Consider the following 25,196-nt stretch of genomic DNA (forward strand, 5'->3'; position numbering starts at 1 on the left):
TATAGAGCCCATTAAGAACACAAAAGAGGCAAAAGGATTTCTGCCTCTTTTGTGTTTTGTACAAATTTTATGAAATTAAAATTCTACGCCGCTGAGCCTTTCTTTCCTTTATCCATAAAACCAACTATCAAAGAAATAATACCAACGATGATGTCTATCCAAGCATGCCAGTTTGGCATGGTTGCAACACTAAAACCTGCAATAGCCATTAGCACAAGGTAAATTCCAACGACTATCAACCATGTTTTAGACATAATACCCCCTCCTTTGTACTTAACTTTAGACAAAATTAGACGATAGACTAAGTGAAACACTGCTGAAAAAAGTTGAACAAATTTATCGGCTTAAACACTATTGATATGATAGAAAATATATATTACGAATATTATAACTTTAGAATAATTTTTGTTTAACTAGGAAATTATTATACTATAGCAGTTTACTAATTTGTGATATAATATCGAAAGTAAGAATTATTGAAAGTCAAAATAAACGTTAAAATTCCCACTCATTATAGCTAGGAGGTTCACATTTGAAAAAAAACACTAAAGTTCGATTATTGTTATTATTACTCATCTTGTCTGGGATTTATTCTTTGGCCTTTGCTGATATCCTAATTTTAAATTCATATAATCCGGGTTTGTCATGGTCAGATAGGGAATTAGAAGGTATATATTCAATTTTAGAAGATGAAGAAAGTATAAATATATATGTTGAATATCTTGATAGCAAAAGGTTTGGCGATGATAATAGTTTAAACATATTCAAAGAGTACTTTGAAAAAAAATTTAGTAATTTTACTTTTGATGTCGTTATCGCTCTGGATAATAACGCCTTTGATTTTGTTTTATCAAATTATGAATCACTTTTTTTGGGAACCCCTATAGTGCATGCCGGGATCAATTACTATCAAGAGTACGATTTGAGTAAATTGAACTTTGTAAGTGGGATTGTAGAGATTCATGATATAAAAGAAACCTTAGAATTAGCTCTAAATCTTCATCCAACCACAGAGAATGTTTATGTAATTGTTGATAATCAGACCAAAACTGGAGAACTTTTTAAGCAAGAAGTGGAAAATAACGTAATACCTCAATTTGAGGGTATCAATTTTATCTTTCTTACCGATTCATTGGATCAAATAAAACAAGAGCTAGATACACCATTACAAAACTCAATTGTACTCCTTTTGGCTTTTAGTAAAGATATTTATGGAAATTTTTATGATTACATACAAGTAGAACAATATATGGGACAATTTGATAAGCTTCCCATTTATACTACCTCAAGCGTTTATATGGGCAACAACGTTGTAGGAGGTAAAATTACCAGTGCATACGATCAAGGACGTAAAGCTGGAGAAATAGCAATAGACTTATTAAACGGAATTAATATTAAAGAGTTACCAAGAACTTACTTCCCTGATAATAAATACGTTTTTAACTTTCTTCAGTTGGAAAGATTTGGTATTTCAATCAATAGACTACCAGCAGATTCAATAATCCAGAATAAACCGCCCTCTTTTTATGAGAATTACCCCATAATTTTTTGGATGATAATAATTCTAGTACCTTTTTCTATTCTATTCATATATGTGCTACGAGAAGAAAATTTAAAACTTCACTCTCTTTTGAATGAATTAAATGAGGCAAAGGACGAGGCTCAAAGTTACAATGAAGAACTTACCGCAGCAAATGAACAATTAACTTCCTACAACGAAGAGTTAATATCACAAAATGAAGAAATAGAGAGTAATTATCAAGAAATAGAACAACTGAATAATAAAATAATTCATCTGTTGGAAATTATCTCTGAAGTAGGAGATGAAAAGGTAAAAGTAGAAGATTTTTTTCAAAAATTTTTAAATACTTTAATCGTAGAAATTCCCCAAGCTGATTATGGTAGTGTTTCTATAATAGAGGGAGATAGTTGGAGATTTTTAACTACGTGGGGTCATGATATTATTGGTTTAAAAAGTTTAAATCTTAAAAAAAGTTATGCTTTTATTGCTGAAGAATCGATGGTACTTGATAACGTACTTTCATTGGATGAAGAAAAGATGCCTAAAGATGTAGCCAATTTAATGTACAAATTTACCAAACCAATAAAATCCTCTCTACTGAAAACAATAAAAATAGACGAAGATAGATATTTGAATATTTCCCTTGATATTAAAAAAGGTAGCGATGAGAATTTTTCCGAAGAATCGGTAAGATTTTTTGATTCGTTGCTAAATGTGGCGAAAATGTTTTTTGTTAACAGATTAAAAACGCAAGAGGTAAAAAATGCTTATGCAACCTTTGCAAGCAAACTTTCTATATTGGCAGAATCACACGATGAGAACAGTAAAAAACACATTTACCGTGTAAGTGAATTATCTGCATTTTTTGCTGAAAAATTGGGTTTACCCAAAGAACATGTTGAAAGAATAAGAGATTTTTCTCCTCTTCACGATGTCGGAAAACTTTTTGTTCCTGCCGAGATACTTAATAAACCGGGTAAACTAAACGAAAAAGAATGGGAAGAAATAAAGAAACATCCGCTATATGCGGATAATTTGTTGGATGGTTCATATTTTGAAACAGCTAGAAAAATTGCCCTTTACCATCACGAACATTACGATGGCTCTGGGTATCCTTTTAGATTAAGGGGTGAACAGATCCCCATTGAAGCCCAGATCGTTGGTTTAGTAGATGTATACGATGCATTAAGATCAAAAAGGAGTTATAAAGCAGCTTTTTCGCATAGGAAAGCAATTGACATATTGTTACACGGGGATAACAGGACAAAACCAGATCATTTTAACCAAAAATTGCTAGAAATATTGAAAAGGTACGAAAAAGAAATAGAGGAAATGTATAAAAAATACGAAGAATAGAAAATGATTTTTAATCGGAGGTGCTAAAATGGAAAATTCAAAAATCGACTCAAAAACAAAAAAACATTTATTGAATTTCCAAAAGAATGAGATAACGGAACATATGATTTATAAAAGGTTAGCTGAATCTACTAAAGATCCTAAAAATAAAAAAGTCTTAGAAAACATAGCGAACGAAGAATTAAAACACCACGATTTTTGGAAAAGTTATACAAACGAAGATGTGAAACCAAATTACATAATAGTTATGTTCTATTTCATTCTTTCTAAAATACTTGGATTAACCTTCAGTTTGAAGCTTATGGAAAATGGTGAAGAAAGGGCTCAGATCTCCTACGAAGATGTTTCCAGTGTAGTTCCAGAAGCAAAACAGATTGAAGCAGAAGAAGATAAGCATGAACAGGAACTTTTAGGAATGATAGAAGAAGAAAGATTGAATTACGTGGGATCGATTGTGTTGGGCTTAAACGATGCGTTGGTTGAATTGACAGGTGCATTAGCAGGTTTGACCTTTGCCCTTCAAAACGGAATAATAATAGCTACATCTGGACTAATAACGGGGATAGCTGCATCATTGTCAATGGCGGCATCCGAGTATCTATCAAAAAGAGCTGAAAACGATGAAAGAGCATTAAAGTCTGCATCTTACACCGGGATCGCATATATAATTACAGTGTTTTTTTTAATTCTTCCTTACTTGTTAATGCCAAATAAATATTTTTTAAGTTTAGTTATAACTTTAATAATAGCTGTTATAATAATATTGGTTTTCAATTTTTATATTTCTGTGGCTAAAGATCTAAACTTCAAAAGTAGATTTCTTGAAATGGCAGGGATAAGTTTAGGTGTTGCAGGATTAACCTTTTTTATAGGGTTCATCGTTAGAATCACGTTGGGCGTTTCAATTTAACCTGATACATATTTTAAAGGGGGAGTTCGCATTGAAAAGAATCAGCACCAAGATTATTTTATCTTCTACGTTGCTAGTGATAGTGGTGGTAACCGTTATTAGTATCGTATCAATTTTCAGATCCACTTCTCTTTTAGAAGAATATTCACTAAGCGGAGTAGAAAATTTAACTGCGAGCGTTGCATCTGATCTAGGTTCACAAATAAGTATTATTGAAATAGTGGTGGATAATTATAGCGATTCTGCCTTTTTAGGATTTGATCCTTTTATAGCGAGTTTTTCAAATGCTGAAGTGATAAAGTTTTTAGATAGAGCTAAGGATGTACCCAAAAATTTTTCCCAAAAAATAGAAGGTAATGCAACCTCCTTCATCGTTTTCAATCCTGATATGTTAAGCACAAAAGAATTGTATTCTCTTTACTACATTGAAAACGAAGTTAAGAGTTTAGAAAATGAATATCTAAAATTAGATGATACTTTTAACCCCGAAAATAAAAAATATCAATGGTTTTTCGAAGCAAGAGACAAAAGTGAAGGTGTTTGGACCGATATATACTTTGATGAATATTTACAAGCAAACGTAATTACTTATTCTGTTCCTTATTTTGATCCAGAAGATGGAACTTTTGTTGGCGTTGCAGGGATGAGTTTTCCTTTGGAATATTTTGCCAATCTTATTCAAAAAGATTTAGGATACGAAAATGCATATGCGTACTTAGTGGATGATAATTTAAATGTAATTTCCCATCCTCTTTATGAATCTGGAAAGAATATAGAAGATGAAATAGTGGATTACTTAGAAACCATAAACTCAAATACAGAAGGGACTTTTGTAGAAAGATTAAATGGTGAAGAGTTTTTAACAAGTTATTCCAAGCTATCCAATGACTGGATTTTGTTCCTAAATTTACCTCAGAGTGAAATATACAGTGAAATAAATAGTTTAACGCTTCTTATAATCCTAATAACTGTTGTGGGAGTTGTTATAGCTATTGTAGTAGCATATTTTGTTGGGAAAGGTATATCTAAACCGATAAAAGATTTTTCAAACGTTTTATTAAAATTTGGAGAAGGGAATCTAGATGTAGAATTCAAAAGTAAGTCCAAAGACGAAGTGGGAGAAATGGCTAAATCATTTAGCAAGATGCGAGATAACTTAAAAGAAACGATTGAAAGCATAAAAGATGTATCTTATAAAGTCGAAACATCTTCAAAAGAATTAAAAGAAGACTCGCAAAGATTCAAAAAGTCAGGAGAAGAAGGTCTAGAAAAAGCAAAAAATATAGAGTTAATTTCAGAAGATAGTGCCTCATCTGTTGAAGAGATCACCTCGGGGATTGAAGAAATTGCCTCTTCAGCACAAAGTTTATCTTCGGCTGCACAAGAGTTATCTAATTCAGCTGAAACGACACAAAACCAAGCCAATATAGGAATGGAAAGTATTCACAATATAGTAAAGAAGATAGAAGTTGGTGTAGAGCAATCCAAAGAAGCAGAAGAAAATGTTTCAAAACTTTTGGAAAAAGCAGAAAATATTGAAAATATTATTCAAACTATAAATTCCATCACCGAACAGACGAACCTGTTAGCACTGAACGCAGCGATAGAAGCAGCAAGAGCAGGAGAAGCGGGAAGGGGATTCGCCGTTGTAGCAGATGAAATAAGAAAATTAGCAGAAGAAAGTGGTAAGGCAACGGATGAAATCGCCAACATTTTAGAGGACCTAAAAAAAGGAACAAACAACGTCAACGATGTAACCAACAAAACCGTAAATACTATCGCAGAAATAAACGAGGAAGCCAACAAGGTTCGAGAACAATTTGAAGGCATATTAGGTGAGATAAACGGCATGATTTCAGGTGTGGAAAACGTAACTGCTAGTTCGCAAGAACAAAGTGCAAGTACGCAAGAAATGAGTTCTTCAATGGAAAGAATAGCGAGAACGGTAAATGAAACTAGCGAAAAAATTAAAGAAATTAAGATGCTGATGCAAAGTCAATCTGAAAACGCTGGCTCACTCAATGAAAGAGCCCAAGAATTAGAACAACTTTCTCAAAACCTCAATTCAGCCATTTCAAAATTCAAAATGAGTGTTGAATAACAGGGAGGAAATAAAATAAAGAAGTTATCAATTATCTTCGCCTTTTTGATTTTAATTGCTTTAGTTACCTTTGGAGAAACAACGATAAGGATAAAAAGTCCTTTAGATGTTTATACCGAAATCTATGAAACAGTGCCTTTTTATCGCTTTGTAAACTCCACTGAAGGAATAGGACAAGATTATATCAAAGAACTATTTTCAACGACATTAGAATCTACGAATACAAACATTCAAAATTTTTTAAATGCCCCGATGGTATTTTATTTGGAAAAAGACTATTCGTTCGGCGAATTATTTAATCCGAACTATTTTAACCTTCTATCTGATATGATAGTTAATTCGGAAAGTATCGCCATATACTCTACCGAATATGAAGTGTTCAATGAAATTTTTACAAAGATCTTTGGTGCTAATAAGATAAGCAATGAACTATACACCTTAGAAGAAAGGAATTTTGCTGTTCAAAAAAATGAAGAGGGTATCTTTTTGAACATGGAACCTACAACCTTTGATGATAATTCAAAGGGTTTAGTATCAGGCTCGCTGGAAAATATTTTAAATGAAAATAAACATTGGGATTTTTACGTTACCGTTGATTCTAGAACCTTAAAGGCAACATTTGAGTCTAAAGATTATAGAGGGGTCCGAAAAAATTTTGATTTGGCAATTTTGGAAAACAAAAAATTGTTTGGAGAAGTTTTGAATATAGAAAAGTTGGATAAAACCAATTTCCAAGCATACTTCAAAAATTTTTTAACGCCTTTGGACGATGAAAGTAAAAATGTTATAGGATTTATAGCCAATAGTATCAAAGAAGATGAGTTTTTAGCTATTAGTTCACAAAATATTAGTAATAACGAGCTGAACTTATTCTTTGAAGCATCAATTGATACTTCAAAACTGAAAGAATTTGCAGAAGAAAGAAATATAGAAGAGGGAAAAGTTGGAACCTACAATTATTATCTTTGGTCTAATCAAAGTATGGAAAACCAAATTTACCTTTATTTTGTAGAAGATGAATTCATATTCTCAAACGTTTTACCCAATAGGATGAATGTGTATTTAACGGAAATACCTCGATTTAAAAATGCAAAATTTTATGTAGAAATTGAAAGAAAAGAAGGTCTCGATAATCTATTAATCTTAGATATTTCAAATTACTTATCAGAGAATTTTTATGGTTCTTTAGATAGCTGGATAATAAAAGAAGAATACGATAATGATGGAATATATACAGTAGAAATGAAAATTAGATAAAAATTATAGTTTAGAAAGTTTGATTCGAAAGGAGTGCATTCTTTATGCTTTTTGGACTGATAGACAAGAATAAAAGTTTGCTTAAAAAATATTCAAAGATCGCAAATAAAATAAACGAATTAGAAGAAAGTATGAAATCTCTCAGCGACACTGAATTATCTGGAAAGACTCCGGAATTTAAAAACAGGTTAAAACAAGGTGAGAGTTTGGACGATATCTTACCTGAAGCCTTTGCTGTTGTAAGAGAAGCCTCACGAAGAACGGTAGGAATGAGGCATTTCGATGTACAGTTAATGGGAGGTATCGCTTTACATGAGGGTAAGATAACCGAGATGAAAACTGGGGAAGGAAAGACTTTAGTTGCAACCCTTCCAATTTATCTAAATGCCTTAACAGGAAAAAATGTTCATTTGGCTACCCATAATGACTATTTGGCTAAAAGAGATGCAAATTGGATGGGACCGGTTTATGAGTACCTTGGATTGAGCGTAGGGTACATTCAAGCCAATATGGACAAAGAAGACAGAAAAAAAGCTTATCAAGCTGATATAACTTACGGTACTGCTAATGAATTTGGATTTGATTATTTAAGGGACAATTTAGTTTACGAAATGAGCGACAAAGTACAAAGAGGACATTACTTTACAATAGTTGATGAAGCTGATTCTATTTTGATAGATGAAGCGAGAACACCTTTAATCATTTCCGGACCTTCAGATACTCCTTCTGAACTTTACAGAAGATTTGCGTCTTTGGCTAAGAGATTCATAGTTGAAAAAGATTACACTATAGATGAAAAACAAAAGACTTTAGCGTTAACAGAAGAAGGGATAAGCAAAGCAGAAAAGTTATTATCTGTCGATAATTTATATGATCCAAGCAATATTAAGTATTTGTTCCACCTCTTGAACGCCTTAAAGGCGATAAATTTTTTCAAAAAAGATAAAGATTATATCATTAGCAATGGAGAAGTTGTTATCGTTGATGAATTTACCGGAAGATTATTACCTGGAAGAAGGTATTCGGAAGGATTGCACCAGGCTATAGAAGCAAAAGAAGGAGTAAAAATTAAAGAAGAAAGCGTAACTTTTGCTACAATAACTTTCCAAAATTATTTTAGGATGTATGAAAAATTATCTGGTATGACCGGAACTGCAAAAACTGAGGAAGACGAGTTCAAAGCGATATACAACACAGAAGTTGTTGTTATTCCTACCAACAAACCTGTTATTAGAGAAGATAGAAATGATTTAATTTTTAAAACCGAAAAAGAGAAATATCAATCAATAATTGATGAAATAGTAAAGCGTAATCAAAAAGGGCAACCAGTATTGGTGGGAACAACGTCCATAGAAAACAGCGAAACCATAAGTGAGATACTAAAAAAAAGAGGAATAAAACATGAAGTTTTGAACGCAAAATACCACGAAAGGGAAGCAGAAATTATCGCTCAGGCAGGAGAAAAAAATGCCGTTACCATAGCCACGAATATGGCGGGTAGAGGAACCGATATTAAATTGGGAGAAGGAGTTAAAGAACTTGGCGGCCTTTTTGTTTTAGGTACTGAAAGGCATGAAAGCAGAAGAATAGATAACCAACTAATAGGTAGATCTGGTAGGCAAGGGGATCCTGGTGAATCAAGATTTATTATCTCTTTTGAAGATAATGTTTTAAGATTGTTCGGTGGGGAAAGAATGAAAAACATGATGAATGCTTTAAAAATAGAAGAAGGACAACCCATAGAACATAAAATGCTTAGTAAAGTTATTCGAGATGCCCAAAAAAAAATAGAAGGGATACACTTTTCGATAAGAAAAAGATTGTACGAATTTGACTCTGTAATGGACAAACAAAGATCTGTAATATACAATCATAGGGATTGGATACTCGAGCAAGGCAATTATGATGATCATATAAAAGAAATCTTTAGGGATGTTGTGGAAAGAATTGTGGAATCCTCGTGGGATGAAGTGGAAGAAAAATACGATAAAAGTAGTATTTCAGAAAAGTTGAAACAATATTTGATAATTTCTGAAATAAAGGGAAACACGCGTGAGGAAATAGAAAATGAAATTTTTGATCTACTTTGGAAGAGATATCAATACAAAAAAGAGGAGTTTGGAGAAGATTTTAACAAAGTTGCAAAATTTGTGATGTTAAGAATAATAGATGAAAAATGGAGGTACCATTTAGATTCTATTGAAGCGTTAAAGGAAGCTGTGGGATTAAGATCCTATGGCCAAAAAGACCCTGTTATGGAATTTAAAAAAGAATCGTACCTACTTTTTGATCAAATGGTTGACAGTATATACGACGAAATAGTCAATTATCTAATGAGAATAGCAAGGGTCGTTCCAGAAAAAGAAGAAAGGGAAGCAAAAAAAATATATGCCAGTTTGAACTTTGTACATAACAACGTATCAGCGGTTGATGAATCAAACAATGGTGAAGGATCTAAAAATAAAAATACGGCTAAGCAATCCAACAAAATTAAAAAAAGGTATAAAGTTAAGAGATAATAATTGAAGCCATTTTTAAGAGGTGATTCGATGATAGAATACGAAACGAAAGTCAAAATAGATGAGTTGAAAGAAAATTTTGAAGATTTAAAAGGAATTTTTGGTATAGAAGAAGCAGAAGAAGAAGTTAAAAAACTTGACAAAGAAATGATGGAACCAAACTTTTGGAATGATCAAAATAGAGCCAAAAAGATCTCCAAAATCGCACAAAATTTAAAAGATGAAATAGATGAATTTAAAAAATTGCAGAGCGATTTTGAAGAATTGGAAATAGCGGTTGAATTATCAGAGGATGATCCATCAATGAACGCTCAAGTTGAAGCAATTTTAAAAGGTATTGAAAAAAAGATAGGTTCTTTTCGTCTAAGGATGTTATTATCCGAAGAATATGATGATGCAAACGCCTTTCTTAGTCTACATCCTGGTGCGGGAGGAACAGAATCACAGGATTGGGCATCTATGTTATTGAGAATGTACACTCGATGGGCAGATAAAAATAATTATGACATTGAAACGATAGATTTTCAAGAAGGAGACGAGGCTGGAATAAAAAGTGCCACCATCAAAATTTCAGGTCCCTATGCATACGGTAAATTAAAGTATGAAAGTGGTGTACATAGATTAGTTAGAATTTCTCCATTTGACGCTAATGGAAGAAGACACACTTCTTTCGCGTCAATATCCGTGATGCCTGAATTTGATGAAAATGTTGAGATAGAAATAAATCCAGACGATTTGAAAATAGATACTTATAGATCCAGTGGAGCAGGTGGCCAACATGTTAATAAAACAGATTCAGCAGTTAGAATTACTCATTTACCTACAGGCATAGTGGTAGCGGTGCAAAACGAGCGCTCACAACACAAAAACAAAGCCACCGCTTTAAAAATTCTAAGGGCAAAGTTATACGAGATAGAACACCAAAAAAATTTAGAAGAAAAACTAAAATTACGTGGAGAAGTAAAAGACATTTCCTGGGGTAATCAGATTAGATCATATGTTTTGTATCCATATACTTTGGTTAAAGACCTAAGAACAGAGTATGAAACCTCTAACGCTCAAGCCGTATTAGATGGGGAAATAGATGAATTCATAGAAGAAGAACTGTTATTCTTTGCAAAATATAAGTAAAAAAATTAACTTGCTTTTCCGCGAAAGAGGTGTATAATAATAGTAAGAAAATACAATGATTTTCATAAAAGTGTAATGGTTGAGGAAATCTTATCCTATTTGATAACTAAAAAAGACGGCATTTATGTGGATTGTACTGCTGGTGAAGGCGGACATATAAAAGCTATTTTAGAATTCACAAATAACAAAGCTAAAATAATTGGAGTAGATGTGGACTATGAGGTATTGGAGATAGCAGAACAAAGATTAAAAGACTTTTCGGATAATGTGGTATTGATTAAATCTTCTTATAAAGACATAGATATGGTCTTAAGGGGATTAGATATTGATAAAGTTGATGGTTTTTTAATGGATTTAGGTGTATCTACGTTTCAACTAAAAGGCGAAAATAGAGGGTTTACTTTTACTAAAGACGAACCTTTAGACATGAGAATGGATGTCCAAGCAAAGAAGAATGCAGCTTACATAGTCAATAATTATTCACAAGAAGAGCTCAGACGTATTATCTTTGAGTATGGAGAAGAAAAAAGGTTTGCTCACAGTATTTCAAAAAGCATTATAAAAAGCAGGCCTATAAACACCACACAAGAGTTAGTGAACGCTATAAGGAAAGGGTTACCTAGTTCAGTAACACACGACAGGCGCAGACATTTTGCCACAAAAACTTTTCAAGCTCTGAGAATAGAAGTTAATGAAGAATTAAAAAACATCGAAGAAACCCTTGCTAAATTTGAAAGTTTTTTAACTACAGGAGCAAGAGTAGCGGTAATAAGTTTTCATTCACTGGAAGACAGGATCGTTAAAGATTTTTTCAAAAATAATGAAAGATATGATTTCCTCACTCCCAAACCTATTTTACCTACGCAAGAAGAAATAAAATATAATCCAAGAAGTAGAAGTGCCAAATTGAGGGTAGCCGAGTATGTAGGGGTGTAAAGAATGACAAGAGTTAGGGGGAGTTTCTATGGAAAGAAGCGTGTTCGGTAAAAGTAAAGGAATAGAAAAAACTAAATCTAAAGTTAAGTCTCTCGATATTGCTACAATCGTTTTAGTTTTCTTAGCCTTTTTAACCGTTAGCATTTGGCTTACTATCTTTCTTAACTTTGGTAAAAATATTGAGAATTATAAATCCATAATAGTCCAATCTCAGATGGAGCTTAATAATATGGAATCAAAAGTATCTGCCTTAGATAGCGAAATAGACAGATACATAGGGATCTTAAATATTGTGGGGAAATAATTCAACTATGAAACACAAATGGTTAATTTTCACCTTCCTTTTTCTTTCAGGATATATTTTTCTTATCACCATCACCTTTGTGTATAATAACTCTTTGGAAAAGGACTTTAACGAACTCTCAACTTCTTTAGAAAATAATAAATACTCAGAACTTGTTGATTCCAAAGGAAATATGATTGTATATAACCAAGAAAAATACGAAGCTTGGGTAGATTTAGGTTTTATGAAATCACGAAACGATTTTAAAAAAAACAAATATTTGTTGAATCAAAGGTTTAGTGACAACGAAATAGAAAACATTAAGTTTTTAAAATGGGGAAGTTATGATACTTATGAAGAGGCTTATATAGATCTTGGAATTTTAAACAAATACGCGAGGATATATCCTGTCACTCACCGCGTTTACAATGAATTATTTTCTCTTGATCTACTAATCGGAAAAACTGATAGAACCACCTATGGAATCGAACCTTTTTTATTAGAGAATGGAATTTTAGATAGTCAAAAAACAGTCAGTTTAAGTATAGATTTGAAAATGCAGCAAATAGCATATGAAGAACTTCAAAATACCGTAAAAAAAGAATCCGCGGAAGGCGGAATTGTCGTAGTTATGGAAAGCAAGACCGGTAAAATTAAAGCCAGTGTTTCACTCTATCCTTGGAATATTGCTTATATGGGATATATAGAACCAGGGTCCACACTTAAACCGTTATTAATTTCTACTGCCCTAGATGAACATATAATAAATCCTAACGATAAATTTTATTCTGGCTACGAGTATTATCCTACAGGTAAAAAAAATTTCAAGGTAACCGAATCCCAAGGTTATGGCATGGGAGAAGTTAGACTTAAGGAAACTCTAACTTATTCCTCAAATATAGCGATCGCTCAGATTATGGAAAAAATACTTGAAGATTTTTCTAATCAATGGTTCTACCAAAAACTTTTAACCTATGGTTTCGGGAAAAAAACAGGAATAGAATTCAAAGGTGAAATCAACGGGGTAGTCCCTTATCCGGATGATTGGTATGAAATAACTCCTTTTCAGATTGCTCTGGGTCAGGGAATAGGGATCACACCAATACAGTTAATATCTGCTTTTAACGTGATTCCGAATGATGGGAAGTATGTAAAGCCCACTTTTTTAGAAGTAAAAGAAATCTCAGAAAGGCAAGTGATATCTGAACCTATCGCTAAAATGGTAAAAGAGTGGTTAAGTTATACAGTCATAGAAGGAACTGCTCGAAAAGCTTATAAGGAAGGGTTGAAAATCGGCGGAAAAACTGGCACCGCCCAAAAGGCAGAAAGTGGTTTAGGATATGTTGAAGGTAGTTATTATTCGTTGTATGTTGGCTTTTATCCCGTTGTTGATCCTATATATACTGCTGTAGTTATAATCGATAATCCTAAAGAAGAATTTTATGGTGGAGAAGTTGCGGCTCCTGTGTTAACTAATATTTTTTATAGATATGCTACAGAAAAAGAAAGTATCGCACCCCAAGATCAAAAAGTTTTTTATAAAGATATTATGCCAGATTTGATTGGTCATCCTATATCTGAAGCTTACAATATTTTGTTAAACTTAGGAATAGAAGAAAAAAACGTAATAATCACTGGTAATGGGGACACCGTTTTTTCACAATCTGTTCCCCCGTATAATTATCTAAACGATTCCGAAATCATTCAACTTCACACAATCGATTGAAGGAGAGTTGACTTTGCAAAAAATATTAATTTTGGGAAATTCAACTATACAAAAAAGAATCAGAATCGAAGAAATTATCGAAAAATTCCCAAATGCTGAAATAGTTACGTTATCGCCAGAAAATTATGTAGATGAAGAGATCAACAATATTTTCACCATGGGAAGTATCTTTTCCAAAGACAGAATTATAGTAATTTCAGATTTTGATTCTTTTAAAATCCTATATCAAGAAAAGATCTCCACTTTACTGAAGCATTATGATAATGCTGTCAAAGGTATTCTCATTTTGGATAGTCAAAAGGAAAATAAATATCTAAAAGAAATAAATTTCGATAGAAAAATAGAGGCGATGATTCCTCCCCTTTGGAAAGATGAATTGTGGATAGAAATGGTTAAGGATTTAGCAAGCAAGTTACACAAACAATTAAGTAACGAAACAGCCGAGAAAATAATACAATTTGTTGGGAAAAATGAGGATTTGTTGTATGAGGAAATTAAGAAACTTTCCATATATTCCAATATGGAAATTATATCTATAAAAGATGTTGAAGATGTTTCTACTTATTTTTCTACTGCTAGTTATGAAGAACTTTGCTATGATTTAATAACAAAGAAATTATCAAATTCACTAATAAAGCTGCATTCTATTGTAAAATCTTCTTCATTCTCCCCAATTGCCCTAGCAAATTATTTATATAAGTACTTTTTGGATCTATATTCGGTAATATTAAATAGCGAAAGAAAGGCCAATTACAATTGGTCTGAAGTCATGAAAATCAGCAAAGATAGCATGGTTTCACTACAACGAGTAGCTTCCTTTTTAGGATTCAATTTTAAAACCGACAAAGTAAAAAAAATCAACGTTGAGAAACTCTACTCCCCTACTTCTATAGAAAAAATAATAATAGATATAGAAGAATTGGATAGATCCTTAAAAACAGGTGGTGAACCAAAAGTACTCTTCCCAAAATTATTTGAAGAAATATGTTCGGCGTAACTATTATTAACTCTTATCTACAATACCACTTATGGATTGGGGTATTTTTATCAGGAACGTAGTCCCTTTGCCTATTTTTGATTTTACCTCTACACTTCCTTTGAGCATTTTAAGATTCTTTTTTACAATCGCTAGACCTAATCCACTTCCAGGTTTATCTTTAGAAACTCTAAAAAATGGCCTAAATATGTCTTTTAATTTATCTTCTGGAATCCCAGGTCCCGTATCTTTTACCTCGATTAGAAAATGTTTTGTATGACTTTCGTAACCTACACGGATATCTATTGAACCTTCTGTGGTGTATTTCATTGCGTTCCCTATTACGTTTACGAGGACCTGATTTAATTTAGTTTCATCTGTTTCAATATCTACTGGCATGTCAAGGGGAAAATCGAGGTTTATTTCAACATCAGGGGAAGCTGTTGGCTCTAACATTGATAAAACCTGATATAATAACTTTTTTAAATTTAATTTTTCTAAATTCAATCTCTTCTCTTTGTTCAATTTGTTGAAAGTTGAAATATCGTCTAAGAGTGAGTTCATGTGTTTAGTAGAAAATAGTATCTTTCTTATGATACTTCTTATCTCATCTTTATTTAAATCCTCATTGTTCAATATTGTTTCGGCAAATCCTATAATTGAAGTCAAAGGTGTTCTTAATTCATGACTAATAAAACTCAAATAATTAGAATTTGTCTCTACTGTTTCTTTTTCTGAATCCCGTAGGATTTTCAAAGTTAAAAATATAGATGCTAAATTGCTGAACATTCTAAGCATTTTTTTTGAATTATCATCAAAAGAGTCAACATGGTAGCTGTCAATATATATATGCCCAATTACATTGTCTTTATTTTTTAAAGCTGAAATCAAAGTCACCATTTGATTAGTTTCTTTATGTAATTTTTTGCTGATTTTGTACAAATCGGTTTCAGGGGAATTGTAATTCAAAATATTCTGAACCTCTATTAAATCTTTATCCATATGATTACTTACATATGATTCGTTGAAGGGAACAACCATTTCTTTAATTAAATCTTCATCGTAACCAATTCCAACTATGGCTTCATATAATGCGCCCTTAATTAGCCAAATAGAGCCGTATTCAGCTTCTGGTATGATCTTTATAGCAATTTTTAACAGCTTTGTTAGAAAATCTTTTTCACTTTCGTCCCAATTTATTCCTTGAAAAAGATCCACCATTTCTTGAAAAGTTTCCATAAAAAATCCCTTTTCTACTTCTTTTTGCATTTTAGTATGATCCCCCCATTAATTTTGTAAACCTTCTGTCACTTCTATTGTATCACAAATTAAACAAATGAAGTATTAATTATTAAAAAATAACAATATCGTATAAACTTTAAAAATAATTTAAAAAAAGCGAACGTTTAACGTTCGCCTTTTTAAAATATGGCGGGGACGACGGGACTCGAACCCGCGATCACCGGTGTGACAGACCGGCATGATAACCAGCTTCACTACGTCCCCATCTTCTACTTAATTATTTTATCACAAATCTTTCATTTTGTAAAGTCCCTACAGAGCCCCATGTTAGTTGACATTTTTGAAATTATATAGTAGAATAAAAAAGGAGGGCCTAAAGAATCTCGTGCACGTAATGGTGCTTGGCACTTTAATAGTGCGAAATTCCACATAAAGTCGGATATTATATTTTTTTGATAATCAGGCCCTCCATTTTTGACCCCAAAAGCGGGGTTTTTTGTATGTATTGTCAATAACGAAGTCAATTGCCGGTGTAGCTCAACGGTAGAGCGGCTCATTCGTAATGAGTAGGTTGGGGGTTCAAATCCCTTCACCGGCTCCATAATATTCTTTGGTATTTTAAGCGTCTTAAGACGCTGTTTTGTTTTTATAGGCGTTATTAGAGTTAATTTGGGAAGGAGAAGAAGAAATGATACTTCAAGATTTTGAGAAAAAAATATTTAAATTCATAAAAGACTACAAAATTTTTAACAAATATGATAAAATTCTATTAGGAGTTTCCGGTGGGAAAGATTCAATGTCTTTGCTTCATGTGATGTCAAAATTATCGAAAACTATGGGATTTGAAATATCAGTAGCTCATTTAAACCATGGCATGAGAGAAGAAGCTGATAATGACGAAGCCTTTGTAAGACAAGCTTGTGAGAAACTAAATGTACTCTTTTTTTCTAAAAAAGTGGATGTTTTTACATACTCAAAAAAAAACAAGGTAGGTGTTGAAGTAGCTGGAAGAAATTTAAGGTATGAGTTTTTTTATGAAACGTTAAGAAGATTAAGTTATAATAAAATAGCAACCGCCCATCATATGGATGATTTATTTGAAACGATGTTTTACAGAATTTTACGGGGGACCGGAATATACGGATTAGGCGGCTTAATTCCTATAGAAGAAGAAATAACAAAACCAATGTTATGTGTCGACTTGGAAGAAATCAGAAATTATGTTACAATTAATAATATAGAGTATGTGGAAGATAAGTACAACTATTCTTTAGATTATGCTAGAAATAAAATAAGATATGAAATTACTCCTTTATTTAAGAAGATCAACCCAAGGTACAAAGAAAGTTTCTTTAGGCTTGCAAAAATCATATGGGGCTACAGGGAGGAAGTTAAAAGGAAATTTGAAGAAAGAAGTGAGATAAGTAAAGACTCGTTAAAATTAAAATTGGAAAATGACTTTTTCGATACCGAAATAATAAGAATTGCCTTTTTGAAGTTTGGTAAATACCCCCCAAATATGGAGGAAACTGCGAAAATTATTAAAATGCGCAACGGCGGAATAAGAAAGATAAATGCATTAACTATAGCGAAAAAAAAAGATACTCTATTTGTTAAAATCTAAAACAATTATATAATTGTGAAAAGAGGAGGTCCTGTCTTGCAAAACAAAAGAAACCAACCTAGAGTTTTTTTGCTATTATTAATATATATAACAATAGGTATTCTTATATATGTTGGAGTAAACAGCCTTATCGGTACTCAAAATGTTTCAAAAATAGAATATAGTGAATTAGTTCAAATGTTGGAAGATAAAAGAATTGTTTCTTTAGAAATAGAAGACTCTGGTTATGCTAGAGCAAGAGATCAAGCAGGGCTTTATTATGAGACATATGCCCCTAATCTTTTATCGGACCAGCAGTATGTTTATGGGCTTGCAAACCAAGGAATAGAGATTAAATATACCAGGAGTTTGGGAAATAGTTGGTGGATTTCTATCTTAACGTTTCTTTTACCTGTTTTTTTACTTATTTTCCTCTTCACCTTTCTGTTTCGATCAAGCGGGGGCGGTGCAAATCAAGGTATGAATTTTATAAAAAGCCCCGCCAAAAAATATGACCCAAAAAAAAATCGCGCCACTTTTAACGATGTTGCTGGGGTCAAGGAAGCTAAAGAAGAATTAACAGATGTTGTGAAATTTTTGAAAGATCCTAAGATTTTTAACAGGCTTGGAGCTAGAATGCCAAAAGGGGTTCTTTTAGTAGGAGAACCAGGTACAGGAAAAACTTTACTCGCTAGAGCCGTGGCTGGCGAGGCAAATGTCCCATTTTTTTATATTAGTGGCTCAGATTTTGTTGAACTTTTTGTCGGGGTAGGTGCCGCAAGAGTTCGAGATCTTTTTAACCAAGCCAAGGCTAACGCACCTGCCATTATCTTTATTGACGAAATAGACGCCGTAGGTAGACAAAGGGGATCAGGCCTGGGAGGAGGTCACGATGAAAGGGAACAAACCCTTAATTCGATCTTAGTGGAAATGGATGGATTCGATCCAAGTATAGGAATAATAGTTATGGCAGCCACAAATAGGCCTGATGTTCTGGACAAAGCTTTGTTAAGACCCGGAAGATTCGATAAAAAAGTCGTGATTGATAGACCGGACGCCCAGGGGAGAAAAGAGATATTAAAGATCCACTTTAGAGGTAAGAAAATAGCACCAGATGTTGATTTAGATGTGTTAGCCAGGGCTACTCCTGGATTTGTTGGAGCAGATTTAGAAAATTTAGTCAATGAAGCGGCGCTTTTGGCAGCCAGAAACGGGGAAAAGTTCATTACAATGAAGGATTGCGAAGAAGCCATAGAGAGAGTTATAGTAGGTCCTGAGAGAAAAACGCGAGTACTTTCCGAACAGGAAAAAGAAGTCGTTGCATATCATGAACTAGGTCATGCTATTTTAGGAATATCTTTACCAAATGCTGATCCTGTACACAAAGTAACAATTATCCCCAGGGGCTACGCAACCTTGGGGTATACCTTACAGTTACCATCGGAAGATAGATATCTTATGAGTAAATCTGAAATACTCGATGATATCACAGTAATGTTAGCCGGTAGAGCTGCGGAAGAAATAATATTTGATGAAATAACCAGTGGAGCTGAGAATGATTTAAAGAGAGCTACAGAAATGGCTAGAAGGATGGTCGAAAGTTTTGGTATGAGCGAAAAAATTGGTCCTGTAGCTTGGGTTAGCGAAAGTGAGGAAACTTTTTTAGCACGTGAATTATTTAGAGAAAAAAACTACTCTGATGAAACTGCAAAAGAATTGGATTCTGAAATAAAACAAATAATTAACAAAAGTTATGAAAAGGCTAAATCTGTGTTGCTAAAGAACAAGGAAAAACTCGAACTTATTGCCCAATATCTTTTAAAAAAGGAAACTATCACAGGAAAAGAATTAAAAGAATTATTAAAAAAAGATGTTGATGACCTTGAAGAATATGTAGAAAGTTTTGGAGTATCTTCAACTCTGGAAGAAGAAAGGGTGGTAAATTATGAATACCTTCCTAGAGAAAATAATCCCATTGAAAGAAAAGGAATTTAATTATTCTTTTAAGGTAAGAGATGAAAGCTATTTATGGTCAGAAGATAAAGAAGTTATAAGTTTCCATGCTTTAAGCACCTCATCTCTTTTAGAAGAAATACATAAATGCAGTTACAATACTATAAAAGATCTATTGGAAGAGGATCAAATTTCTGTAGTTTCACACAGTTGCATAGATCATCTGTCACCTACACCTTATTCTTTTAAGGTATTCATAAAGTTAAAAATAACTGATGTAACCTATAACAAAGTACATTTTCAAGGAGAAGCATTTGATGAAACAAGCAAAATTGCAACTTTTGAATTGACCAGAAACATCATTTCTAAAAAGATTCTACGAAAAAATTTAAATCACAAAATGGAGAGCACCAATTTATCGGGACAAATTTCTGAGCGTTACACATATAAGGATGAGTCATTGTTGAATACATTAACAAAAAAATATCCCAAAGGGGGGAAAGAAAAGTGGCAAAAAGAAGTATTATGATAGTAGAAGACGATCCTGCGATCTCTGAAATGTTATCCTTGAACTTGACTAAAGAAGGGTACGAAGTAATAACGGCTGTGTCTGCAGATGAGGCCTTAAAGAAATTAGAGGAAAAAGATGCCGACTTTTTCATTGTAGATATCATGTTACCAGGTTCAATGGATGGATTTGATTTGATCAGAATCTTGAAATCCAGTGAGGATTACCGTAATACACCTGTGCTGATATTAAGTGCTAAAGATGATGCTGCGGATAAAGTTGCGGGGTTGGAACTTGGTAGTGATGACTATGTAACTAAACCTTTTAATGTAAGAGAACTAATTGCAAGAATTAAAAGCATATTTAGAAGACAAGCCGCATCAGCTCAGATGAAAGAAGAAGGGCCAAAAAAAATCACAGCCAAGGATCTAATTATAGACACCGAAAGATTAGAAGTTTGGGTAGGTGGCAAACCAGTTAGCCTTACCCCGTTGGAGTTCGACTTGTTAGTTTTTCTTGCCAAAAACGAAGGAAAGGTCTTTAGTCGAGATGTATTGTTGGATAAATTGTGGGGATATGATTACTACGGAGATACGAGAACGGTAGACGTTCATATCAGAAGGTTGAGAACAAAAATTGAAGAAGATCCTTCTAATCCAAAATACATAATTACAGTCAGAGGAAAAGGGTACAAATTCAGAGATCCTGGAAAGGAAAGAAGTTACTAAATATTTAAATGAATGGCAGAGGGTATTACCTCTGCTTTTTTCCATTTACATTTTACAAATAAACTAGGTGAAAAATATTGCTTAACATATCTGCTATTGTTATTATATTACTTATTATCTCAAATATTTTATTTATCTATGCTTATTCAAAAAAGAAAAAGGAAGAAAATGCTCATCAATGGTTTAAAAATGAGATTGCAAAAAGCATAAATACAAACATAAAAAATCCTGTTGATGATTTTCTTCTACATCAATTAAATTCGTATATTAAAAATTTAGAAGAAAAATACAAATCAGAAAAATACAAAAGAAGAAACATATTCAATATTTTAGATAGCCTTTCTGAAGGAATAATATTGGTATCTTTTAATCAAAATGAAATTATAAGGGTAGATTTTGCAAATTCTTTTGTCAAAAATATTTTCACAACAGAAAATTTTGTGGGTAGGTCATTAACAGAGGTAATTGATAATCATAATCTCATTGAATTGACCTTAAAAAGTTTTAAAACTAATAAAGACATGGAGGAAGAGACTTCATTCTATTATCCTGAAAAAAAATACTTCAGATGTCAAGTTAAATCAATAAATGTTGAAAATTATAGAGTTATTATTTTGTTGGATATCACAAAAGAAAAAAATTTAGAAGATCTAAGAAGAGAATTCTTAACCATCATGTCTCATGAAATGCGAACACCTTTATCTGTTATAAGCGGGTATTTAGAAACAATATTGAGCGAGGCGAATTTAGATGAAGAAATTTACCACCCACTAAAAAAAATAGAAGAAGAAATATCGAGATTAACCAGGATTTTTAATGACCTTTTAGACATAGAGAGATTGGGAAAAAATATAGGTGAAGAAAAAAGATTTGTATATTTCAATTTCTCTAATACCGTAAATAGAGCTTTTGATTTCTTTAAAATTGTTGCTGATGAGATGTCTATTGAGTTTGAAGAACAAATAGAAGATGATCTATACGTTTTCGGTAATGAAGATAGACTTCTGCAGGTAGTTTATAATATTTTAGATAATTCTTTTAAATTCACAGCTTTGAAGGAAAAGGGCGAAAAAAAAGTTTGGTTAAGGTTGTACAAAAATGATAATTCGATAATTTTGGAAATTGAGGATACAGGAATAGGCATACCTTCAAAAGAGTTAAAAAGGATCTTTGATCTATTTTACAGAGTAGACAAGTCTAGAAGCAGGCAAGTACCTGGTTTAGGGATTGGTTTGTACATAGTCAAAACGATTTTGGATAACCACAATGCAAGAATATATTTAGATAGTGAAGAAAACAACGGTACATTGTTTCAAGTCATCCTTCCTATCAAAACAAATAATGAAACGGAGGTTTAAAGTTGAGAGCATACGATATTATAAAAAATAAAAGGGATGCTAAAGAAAATACAAAAGAAGAAATAGAATTTATGATCAATGGCTATTTAGAAAACCGTATTCCAGACTATCAAGTTTCTTCCTGGTTAATGGCTATCTTCTTCAACCATTTAACAGAGGAAGAAAGCTATAATCTGACAGATGTAATGCTTAAAAGTGGAGACATTATAGACTTATCAAGAATTGCAGGTAAAAAAATTGACAAACACTCTACGGGGGGTGTCGGAGACAAAACAACAATAGCTATTGCTCCTATGGTTGCATCATTGGGCGTTAAAATAGCCAAATTATCAGGCAGATCCCTCGGGCACACCGGAGGAACCATAGACAAACTTGAATCTATCCCTGGATTTAAAACCTCTCTAACTACAGAAGAATTCTTTGAAATAGCAAATAATGTGGGGATTGTTGTAGCTGGACAAACTGGAAACATAGCCCCAGCAGATAAAAAGTTGTATTCACTAAGGGACTCTACCGCAACCGTTGAAGAACTATCCTTAATAGCTTCCAGTATAATGAGTAAAAAACTCGCTATAACTAGTGACGGAATACTCTTAGATATCAAAGTGGGTTCAGGGGCTTTCATGAAAAACATAGAAGATGCCAAAGAGTTGGGCAGAATCATGCTAAAGATCGCAAAAAGATACAATAAAAATACTACAGCTTTAGTTACCAATATGGATCAACCTTTGGGAGAAAACATTGGAAACGCGTTGGAGGTAATGGAAGCAATAGATACAGTAAAAGGAAAGGGGCCAAAAGATTTTTCTGAGTTATGTTTAGAAATCTCTTCTCATATGGCTTCTTTATCTGGTATAATAACCTATGAAGAAGCGAGAAAAAAATTAATAGAAAACATAGAAAGTGGCATAGTAAAAGAAAAAATGAAAGAATGGATAAAAGCACAGGGGGGCAAAGAAGAAGTAGTCGATAATCCTAATGAATACCTTAATATTGCCCCAAAAACTTTAGAATTCAAGGCAAAGGAACAAGGATATATAACCTTTATTGATACTGAAAAAATTGGTTTAGCGTCCATGGTATTAGGTGCAGGTAGGCAAAAAAAAGAAGATATTATCGATAAAAGTGTTGGATTAACAATTAGCAAAAAGCTTGGAGATAAAGTTGAAGAAGGAGAGACAATTGCCAAGTTATTTATCAGTGAGAAGAGTGACGTTGATGCCTCTCTAAAACTTTTAAATGAGGCTTACATCATTAGTGAGAAGAGACCTCAAAATATAAATAAAAATGTAATTCTTGATGTTTTGTTTTCTGATGAAAAAAGTTAATTGGACGGATACTGTACGCTAAAAAGTCAAACAATCGGAGGATCATTGATGAAAAAACTTATCTTTCTCTTCTTTCTAATAATTATGTCAATAAATTTGTTTTCTGAAGAAGCTATTTTCATATCTCAAAAAACCCCTCCTCTGCGTATGGAAGCAATAAAAAATCAGGGCTATTTTTATATCAATGTCGATTATCTTTCCAAATATGATAATATGGTAATAAATCGCACTTCTAGAATAATGTATATCATATACAATAAAAATGTCTTGGAAATTAGTTTGAACGATTATTACTCTAAAATAAACTTTATAAACAAGTACAATGATTCCGTACTGATTGTTGATGAAAGTGTATACATAAGGGAAGACGTTTTATCAATATTCTTACAGTTGAACAAATTTAAAGATATTAATATCATTTTCTTCTATTCAGAAATTCCAAAAATAACTAACTCTACCGTAAGTACAAGTGAGATACAAATTGAATTTAATTCGTACCTCTCAGAAGATTCAATAACTTTAACTAAAATAGCAAAAGACGGAGATTACTTGTTAAGCATAAAACCTGTGGCGCCTATGGAAAGTATTCCAAACAACATAGATTATTCATACTCAAACAATACTGCTTATTTAAGGTTCAAGAGTGATTTCAATTATGATGTTAATTTAAACGGAAAAAATTTATCTATCATTATCGATAAAAAAGCTATTTCCACTAGTACAGATACAGATAAACCCACATCCGAAAATGAAGGCCTTCAATACGTTGAAAGAACCGAAGAATTAAACGGGCAAAGGTTAAAAATTTACCAATTAATCGTTGATCCAAAAACATATCAAATTAAAGTTGATTTGAATAATTTAGGAACGCGCTCTGATGTGTATTCATTTTTAAAAGATAAGAACCCGATCTTTTCCGTTAACGCTTCTTTTTTCGATCCTCAAACTTTGGAACCCGTAGGGAATATAATATCCGAAGGCACTCTATTACATTTGAGTTCTTATTCAAGACCCGCATTAATTATATGGTCCAATTTTCTAGACATCGACTATATTAAACTAGAATACCAAATAAATATTGATAACCTACTCTTTTGGATAAAATCCATTAATTCTACCTGGAAAGGAGACGTTAAATTATACACTCATCATTATAAAGGAAGCATCAATGAAACAGAAGATGATTATGTTTTTTTCTTGATCAATGAAAATAATCGGATTGTATCAAAAAGCAGAAAAACTCCTTCTGAAGGGGAAAAATTAATACTTATAGATAAAAAATACGAAAAATACATGGAAAATATATCTTTAGGAACAAAAGTTAATTTCACGCTTAATAAAAGCGAAAATTTGTCAAACGATCCTTTTTTACTTTTAGAGGGAGGGCCTATATTAATACATTCCAAATATACGCAAGAACAACTAGACGCCGAAAAGAAAAGTTACTCCAATGGAATAATTTATGGTAAAGCTCCCAGAACCGTGGTAGCGATAGATAAAGATCGGAATATTAATTTAATGGTCATTGAAGGCTTTGATAATCCCGAAACAGGTCTTACATACGATGAAACAAGAAACTTACTCTTTAAAATTGGCGAGTTTGAAGTAGCAATGATGCTAGATGGTGGTAGTTCTTCTATAGTTTATTACAAAGGAGAGATACAAAATTTCAAAAACGGAAAAACACGCAATTATATTCCCGTGCTTTTAAGTGTCTACGAAAATACACCGTAGTTAAGAAATAGATTAAGAATGGAGG

General features: G+C 32.6%; 19 protein-coding genes and 2 tRNA genes. 18 read left to right on the top strand and 3 right to left on the bottom strand.

Annotated features, from left to right (window positions below):
* Positions 1-83 precede the first annotated feature (83 nt).
* Positions 84-254, bottom strand: coding sequence for a hypothetical protein (locus AD60_RS10165; RefSeq protein ID WP_158248376.1), 171 nt, complete (start codon positions 252-254; stop codon positions 84-86).
* A gap of 278 nt (positions 255-532) precedes the next feature.
* On the opposite strand from AD60_RS10165, the gene AD60_RS04625 reads away from it, so the two are divergent.
* The 10 genes from AD60_RS04625 to AD60_RS04670 are packed head-to-tail and all read left to right on the top strand — an operon-like array spanning position 533 to position 14,738.
* Positions 533-2,878 carry an HD domain-containing phosphohydrolase gene (locus tag AD60_RS04625; protein WP_103927401.1) on the top strand — a complete coding sequence of 782 codons (2,346 nt, stop codon included), beginning with the start codon at positions 533-535 and terminating at the stop codon, positions 2,876-2,878.
* 28 nt (positions 2,879-2,906) lie between these two features.
* Positions 2,907-3,788 (top strand): VIT1/CCC1 transporter family protein, encoded by an 882-nt coding sequence (locus tag AD60_RS04630; protein WP_103927402.1) that lies wholly within the window; start codon positions 2,907-2,909, stop codon positions 3,786-3,788.
* 31 nt (positions 3,789-3,819) lie between these two features.
* Positions 3,820-5,889, top strand: a complete 2,070-nt coding sequence (locus tag AD60_RS04635; protein ID WP_103927403.1) for a methyl-accepting chemotaxis protein — start codon at positions 3,820-3,822, stop codon at positions 5,887-5,889.
* Between the two features lie 45 nt (positions 5,890-5,934).
* On the top strand, positions 5,935-7,146 hold the full coding sequence (locus tag AD60_RS04640; protein ID WP_103927404.1) for a hypothetical protein: 1,212 nt from the start codon (positions 5,935-5,937) through the stop codon (positions 7,144-7,146).
* 44 nt (positions 7,147-7,190) lie between these two features.
* Positions 7,191-9,665: a preprotein translocase subunit SecA gene (secA, locus tag AD60_RS04645; RefSeq protein ID WP_103876495.1), complete on the top strand. Its 2,475-nt coding sequence runs from the start codon at positions 7,191-7,193 to the stop codon at positions 9,663-9,665.
* 30 nt (positions 9,666-9,695) lie between these two features.
* Positions 9,696-10,796: a peptide chain release factor 2 gene (gene prfB / locus AD60_RS04650; protein ID WP_103876496.1), complete on the top strand. Its 1,101-nt coding sequence runs from the start codon at positions 9,696-9,698 to the stop codon at positions 10,794-10,796.
* A 39-nt stretch (positions 10,797-10,835) separates the two neighbouring features.
* The gene (gene rsmH, locus AD60_RS04655) at positions 10,836-11,732 is read left to right on the top strand and encodes a 16S rRNA (cytosine(1402)-N(4))-methyltransferase RsmH (protein WP_103876497.1); all 897 of its coding nucleotides are present in this window, start codon (positions 10,836-10,838) and stop codon (positions 11,730-11,732) included.
* Between the two features lie 28 nt (positions 11,733-11,760).
* A complete protein-coding gene (locus AD60_RS04660; RefSeq protein ID WP_103876498.1) occupies positions 11,761-12,036 on the top strand; it encodes a hypothetical protein in 276 nt (91 codons plus the stop codon).
* A 7-nt stretch (positions 12,037-12,043) separates the two neighbouring features.
* Positions 12,044-13,741, top strand: a complete 1,698-nt coding sequence (locus tag AD60_RS04665) for a penicillin-binding transpeptidase domain-containing protein (protein WP_103876499.1) — start codon at positions 12,044-12,046, stop codon at positions 13,739-13,741.
* 13 nt (positions 13,742-13,754) lie between these two features.
* Positions 13,755-14,738 carry a hypothetical protein gene (locus AD60_RS04670; RefSeq protein ID WP_103876500.1) on the top strand — a complete coding sequence of 328 codons (984 nt, stop codon included), beginning with the start codon at positions 13,755-13,757 and terminating at the stop codon, positions 14,736-14,738.
* Positions 14,739-14,744: 6 nt separating this feature from the next.
* Here AD60_RS04670 and AD60_RS04675 read toward each other — a convergent pair whose 3' ends face one another.
* Together AD60_RS04675 and AD60_RS04680 are read right to left on the bottom strand one after the other, a co-directional pair.
* Complete coding sequence (locus AD60_RS04675; RefSeq protein ID WP_103876501.1) at positions 14,745-15,986, bottom strand: HAMP domain-containing sensor histidine kinase; 1,242 nt, start codon at positions 15,984-15,986, stop codon at positions 14,745-14,747.
* A gap of 160 nt (positions 15,987-16,146) precedes the next feature.
* Positions 16,147-16,223: transfer RNA gene (locus tag AD60_RS04680), tRNA-Asp, on the bottom strand.
* A 262-nt stretch (positions 16,224-16,485) separates the two neighbouring features.
* On the opposite strand from AD60_RS04680, the gene AD60_RS04685 reads away from it, so the two are divergent.
* The 8 genes from AD60_RS04685 (at position 16,486) to AD60_RS04720 (ending at position 25,171) form a co-directional block, all read left to right on the top strand.
* A tRNA-Thr gene (locus AD60_RS04685) sits at positions 16,486-16,560 on the top strand.
* 87 nt (positions 16,561-16,647) lie between these two features.
* The gene (tilS, locus tag AD60_RS04690) at positions 16,648-17,583 is read left to right on the top strand and encodes a tRNA lysidine(34) synthetase TilS (RefSeq protein WP_103876502.1); all 936 of its coding nucleotides are present in this window, start codon (positions 16,648-16,650) and stop codon (positions 17,581-17,583) included.
* 36 nt (positions 17,584-17,619) lie between these two features.
* Positions 17,620-19,557, top strand: coding sequence for an ATP-dependent zinc metalloprotease FtsH (gene ftsH, locus AD60_RS04695; protein ID WP_103876503.1), 1,938 nt, complete (start codon positions 17,620-17,622; stop codon positions 19,555-19,557).
* Positions 19,508-20,044 (top strand): thioesterase family protein, encoded by a 537-nt coding sequence (locus AD60_RS04700; protein WP_103876504.1) that lies wholly within the window; start codon positions 19,508-19,510, stop codon positions 20,042-20,044. Before ftsH ends, AD60_RS04700 begins: the two co-directional genes overlap by 50 nt.
* On the top strand, positions 20,023-20,751 hold the full coding sequence (locus tag AD60_RS04705) for a response regulator transcription factor (protein WP_103876505.1): 729 nt from the start codon (positions 20,023-20,025) through the stop codon (positions 20,749-20,751). The genes AD60_RS04700 and AD60_RS04705 overlap by 22 nt, the downstream gene beginning before the upstream one ends.
* A 77-nt stretch (positions 20,752-20,828) precedes the next feature.
* Positions 20,829-22,109 carry an ATP-binding protein gene (locus AD60_RS04710; protein ID WP_103876506.1) on the top strand — a complete coding sequence of 427 codons (1,281 nt, stop codon included), beginning with the start codon at positions 20,829-20,831 and terminating at the stop codon, positions 22,107-22,109.
* A 2-nt stretch (positions 22,110-22,111) separates the two neighbouring features.
* Positions 22,112-23,437 (top strand): thymidine phosphorylase, encoded by a 1,326-nt coding sequence (locus tag AD60_RS04715; RefSeq protein ID WP_103876507.1) that lies wholly within the window; start codon positions 22,112-22,114, stop codon positions 23,435-23,437.
* Positions 23,438-23,485: 48 nt separating this feature from the next.
* Positions 23,486-25,171, top strand: coding sequence for a phosphodiester glycosidase family protein (locus AD60_RS04720; RefSeq protein ID WP_103876508.1), 1,686 nt, complete (start codon positions 23,486-23,488; stop codon positions 25,169-25,171).
* Positions 25,172-25,196: the final 25 nt, after the last annotated feature.

The sequence above is a fragment of the Petrotoga sp. SL27 genome (assembly GCF_002924605.1).
Taxonomy (GTDB): domain Bacteria; phylum Thermotogota; class Thermotogae; order Petrotogales; family Petrotogaceae; genus Petrotoga; species Petrotoga sibirica.

What these genes read in the sequence shown, in the direction of transcription:
- AD60_RS04630 (WP_103927402.1), top strand. Translation starts at nt 2,907, where the DNA reads ATGGAAAATTCAAAAATCGACTCAAAAACAAAAAAACATTTATTGAAT.
- AD60_RS04660 (WP_103876498.1), top strand. Translation starts at nt 11,761, where the DNA reads ATGGAAAGAAGCGTGTTCGGTAAAAGTAAAGGAATAGAAAAAACTAAA.
- AD60_RS04675 (WP_103876501.1), bottom strand. Translation starts at nt 15,986, where the DNA reads ATGCAAAAAGAAGTAGAAAAGGGATTTTTTATGGAAACTTTTCAAGAA.
- tilS (WP_103876502.1), top strand. Translation starts at nt 16,648, where the DNA reads ATGATACTTCAAGATTTTGAGAAAAAAATATTTAAATTCATAAAAGAC.
- AD60_RS04720 (WP_103876508.1), top strand. Translation starts at nt 23,486, where the DNA reads ATGAAAAAACTTATCTTTCTCTTCTTTCTAATAATTATGTCAATAAAT.
- AD60_RS04665 (WP_103876499.1), top strand. Translation starts at nt 12,044, where the DNA reads ATGAAACACAAATGGTTAATTTTCACCTTCCTTTTTCTTTCAGGATAT.
- prfB (WP_103876496.1), top strand. Translation starts at nt 9,696, where the DNA reads ATGATAGAATACGAAACGAAAGTCAAAATAGATGAGTTGAAAGAAAAT.
- AD60_RS10165 (WP_158248376.1), bottom strand. Translation starts at nt 254, where the DNA reads ATGTCTAAAACATGGTTGATAGTCGTTGGAATTTACCTTGTGCTAATG.
- secA (WP_103876495.1), top strand. Translation starts at nt 7,191, where the DNA reads ATGCTTTTTGGACTGATAGACAAGAATAAAAGTTTGCTTAAAAAATAT.
- AD60_RS04700 (WP_103876504.1), top strand. Translation starts at nt 19,508, where the DNA reads ATGAATACCTTCCTAGAGAAAATAATCCCATTGAAAGAAAAGGAATTT.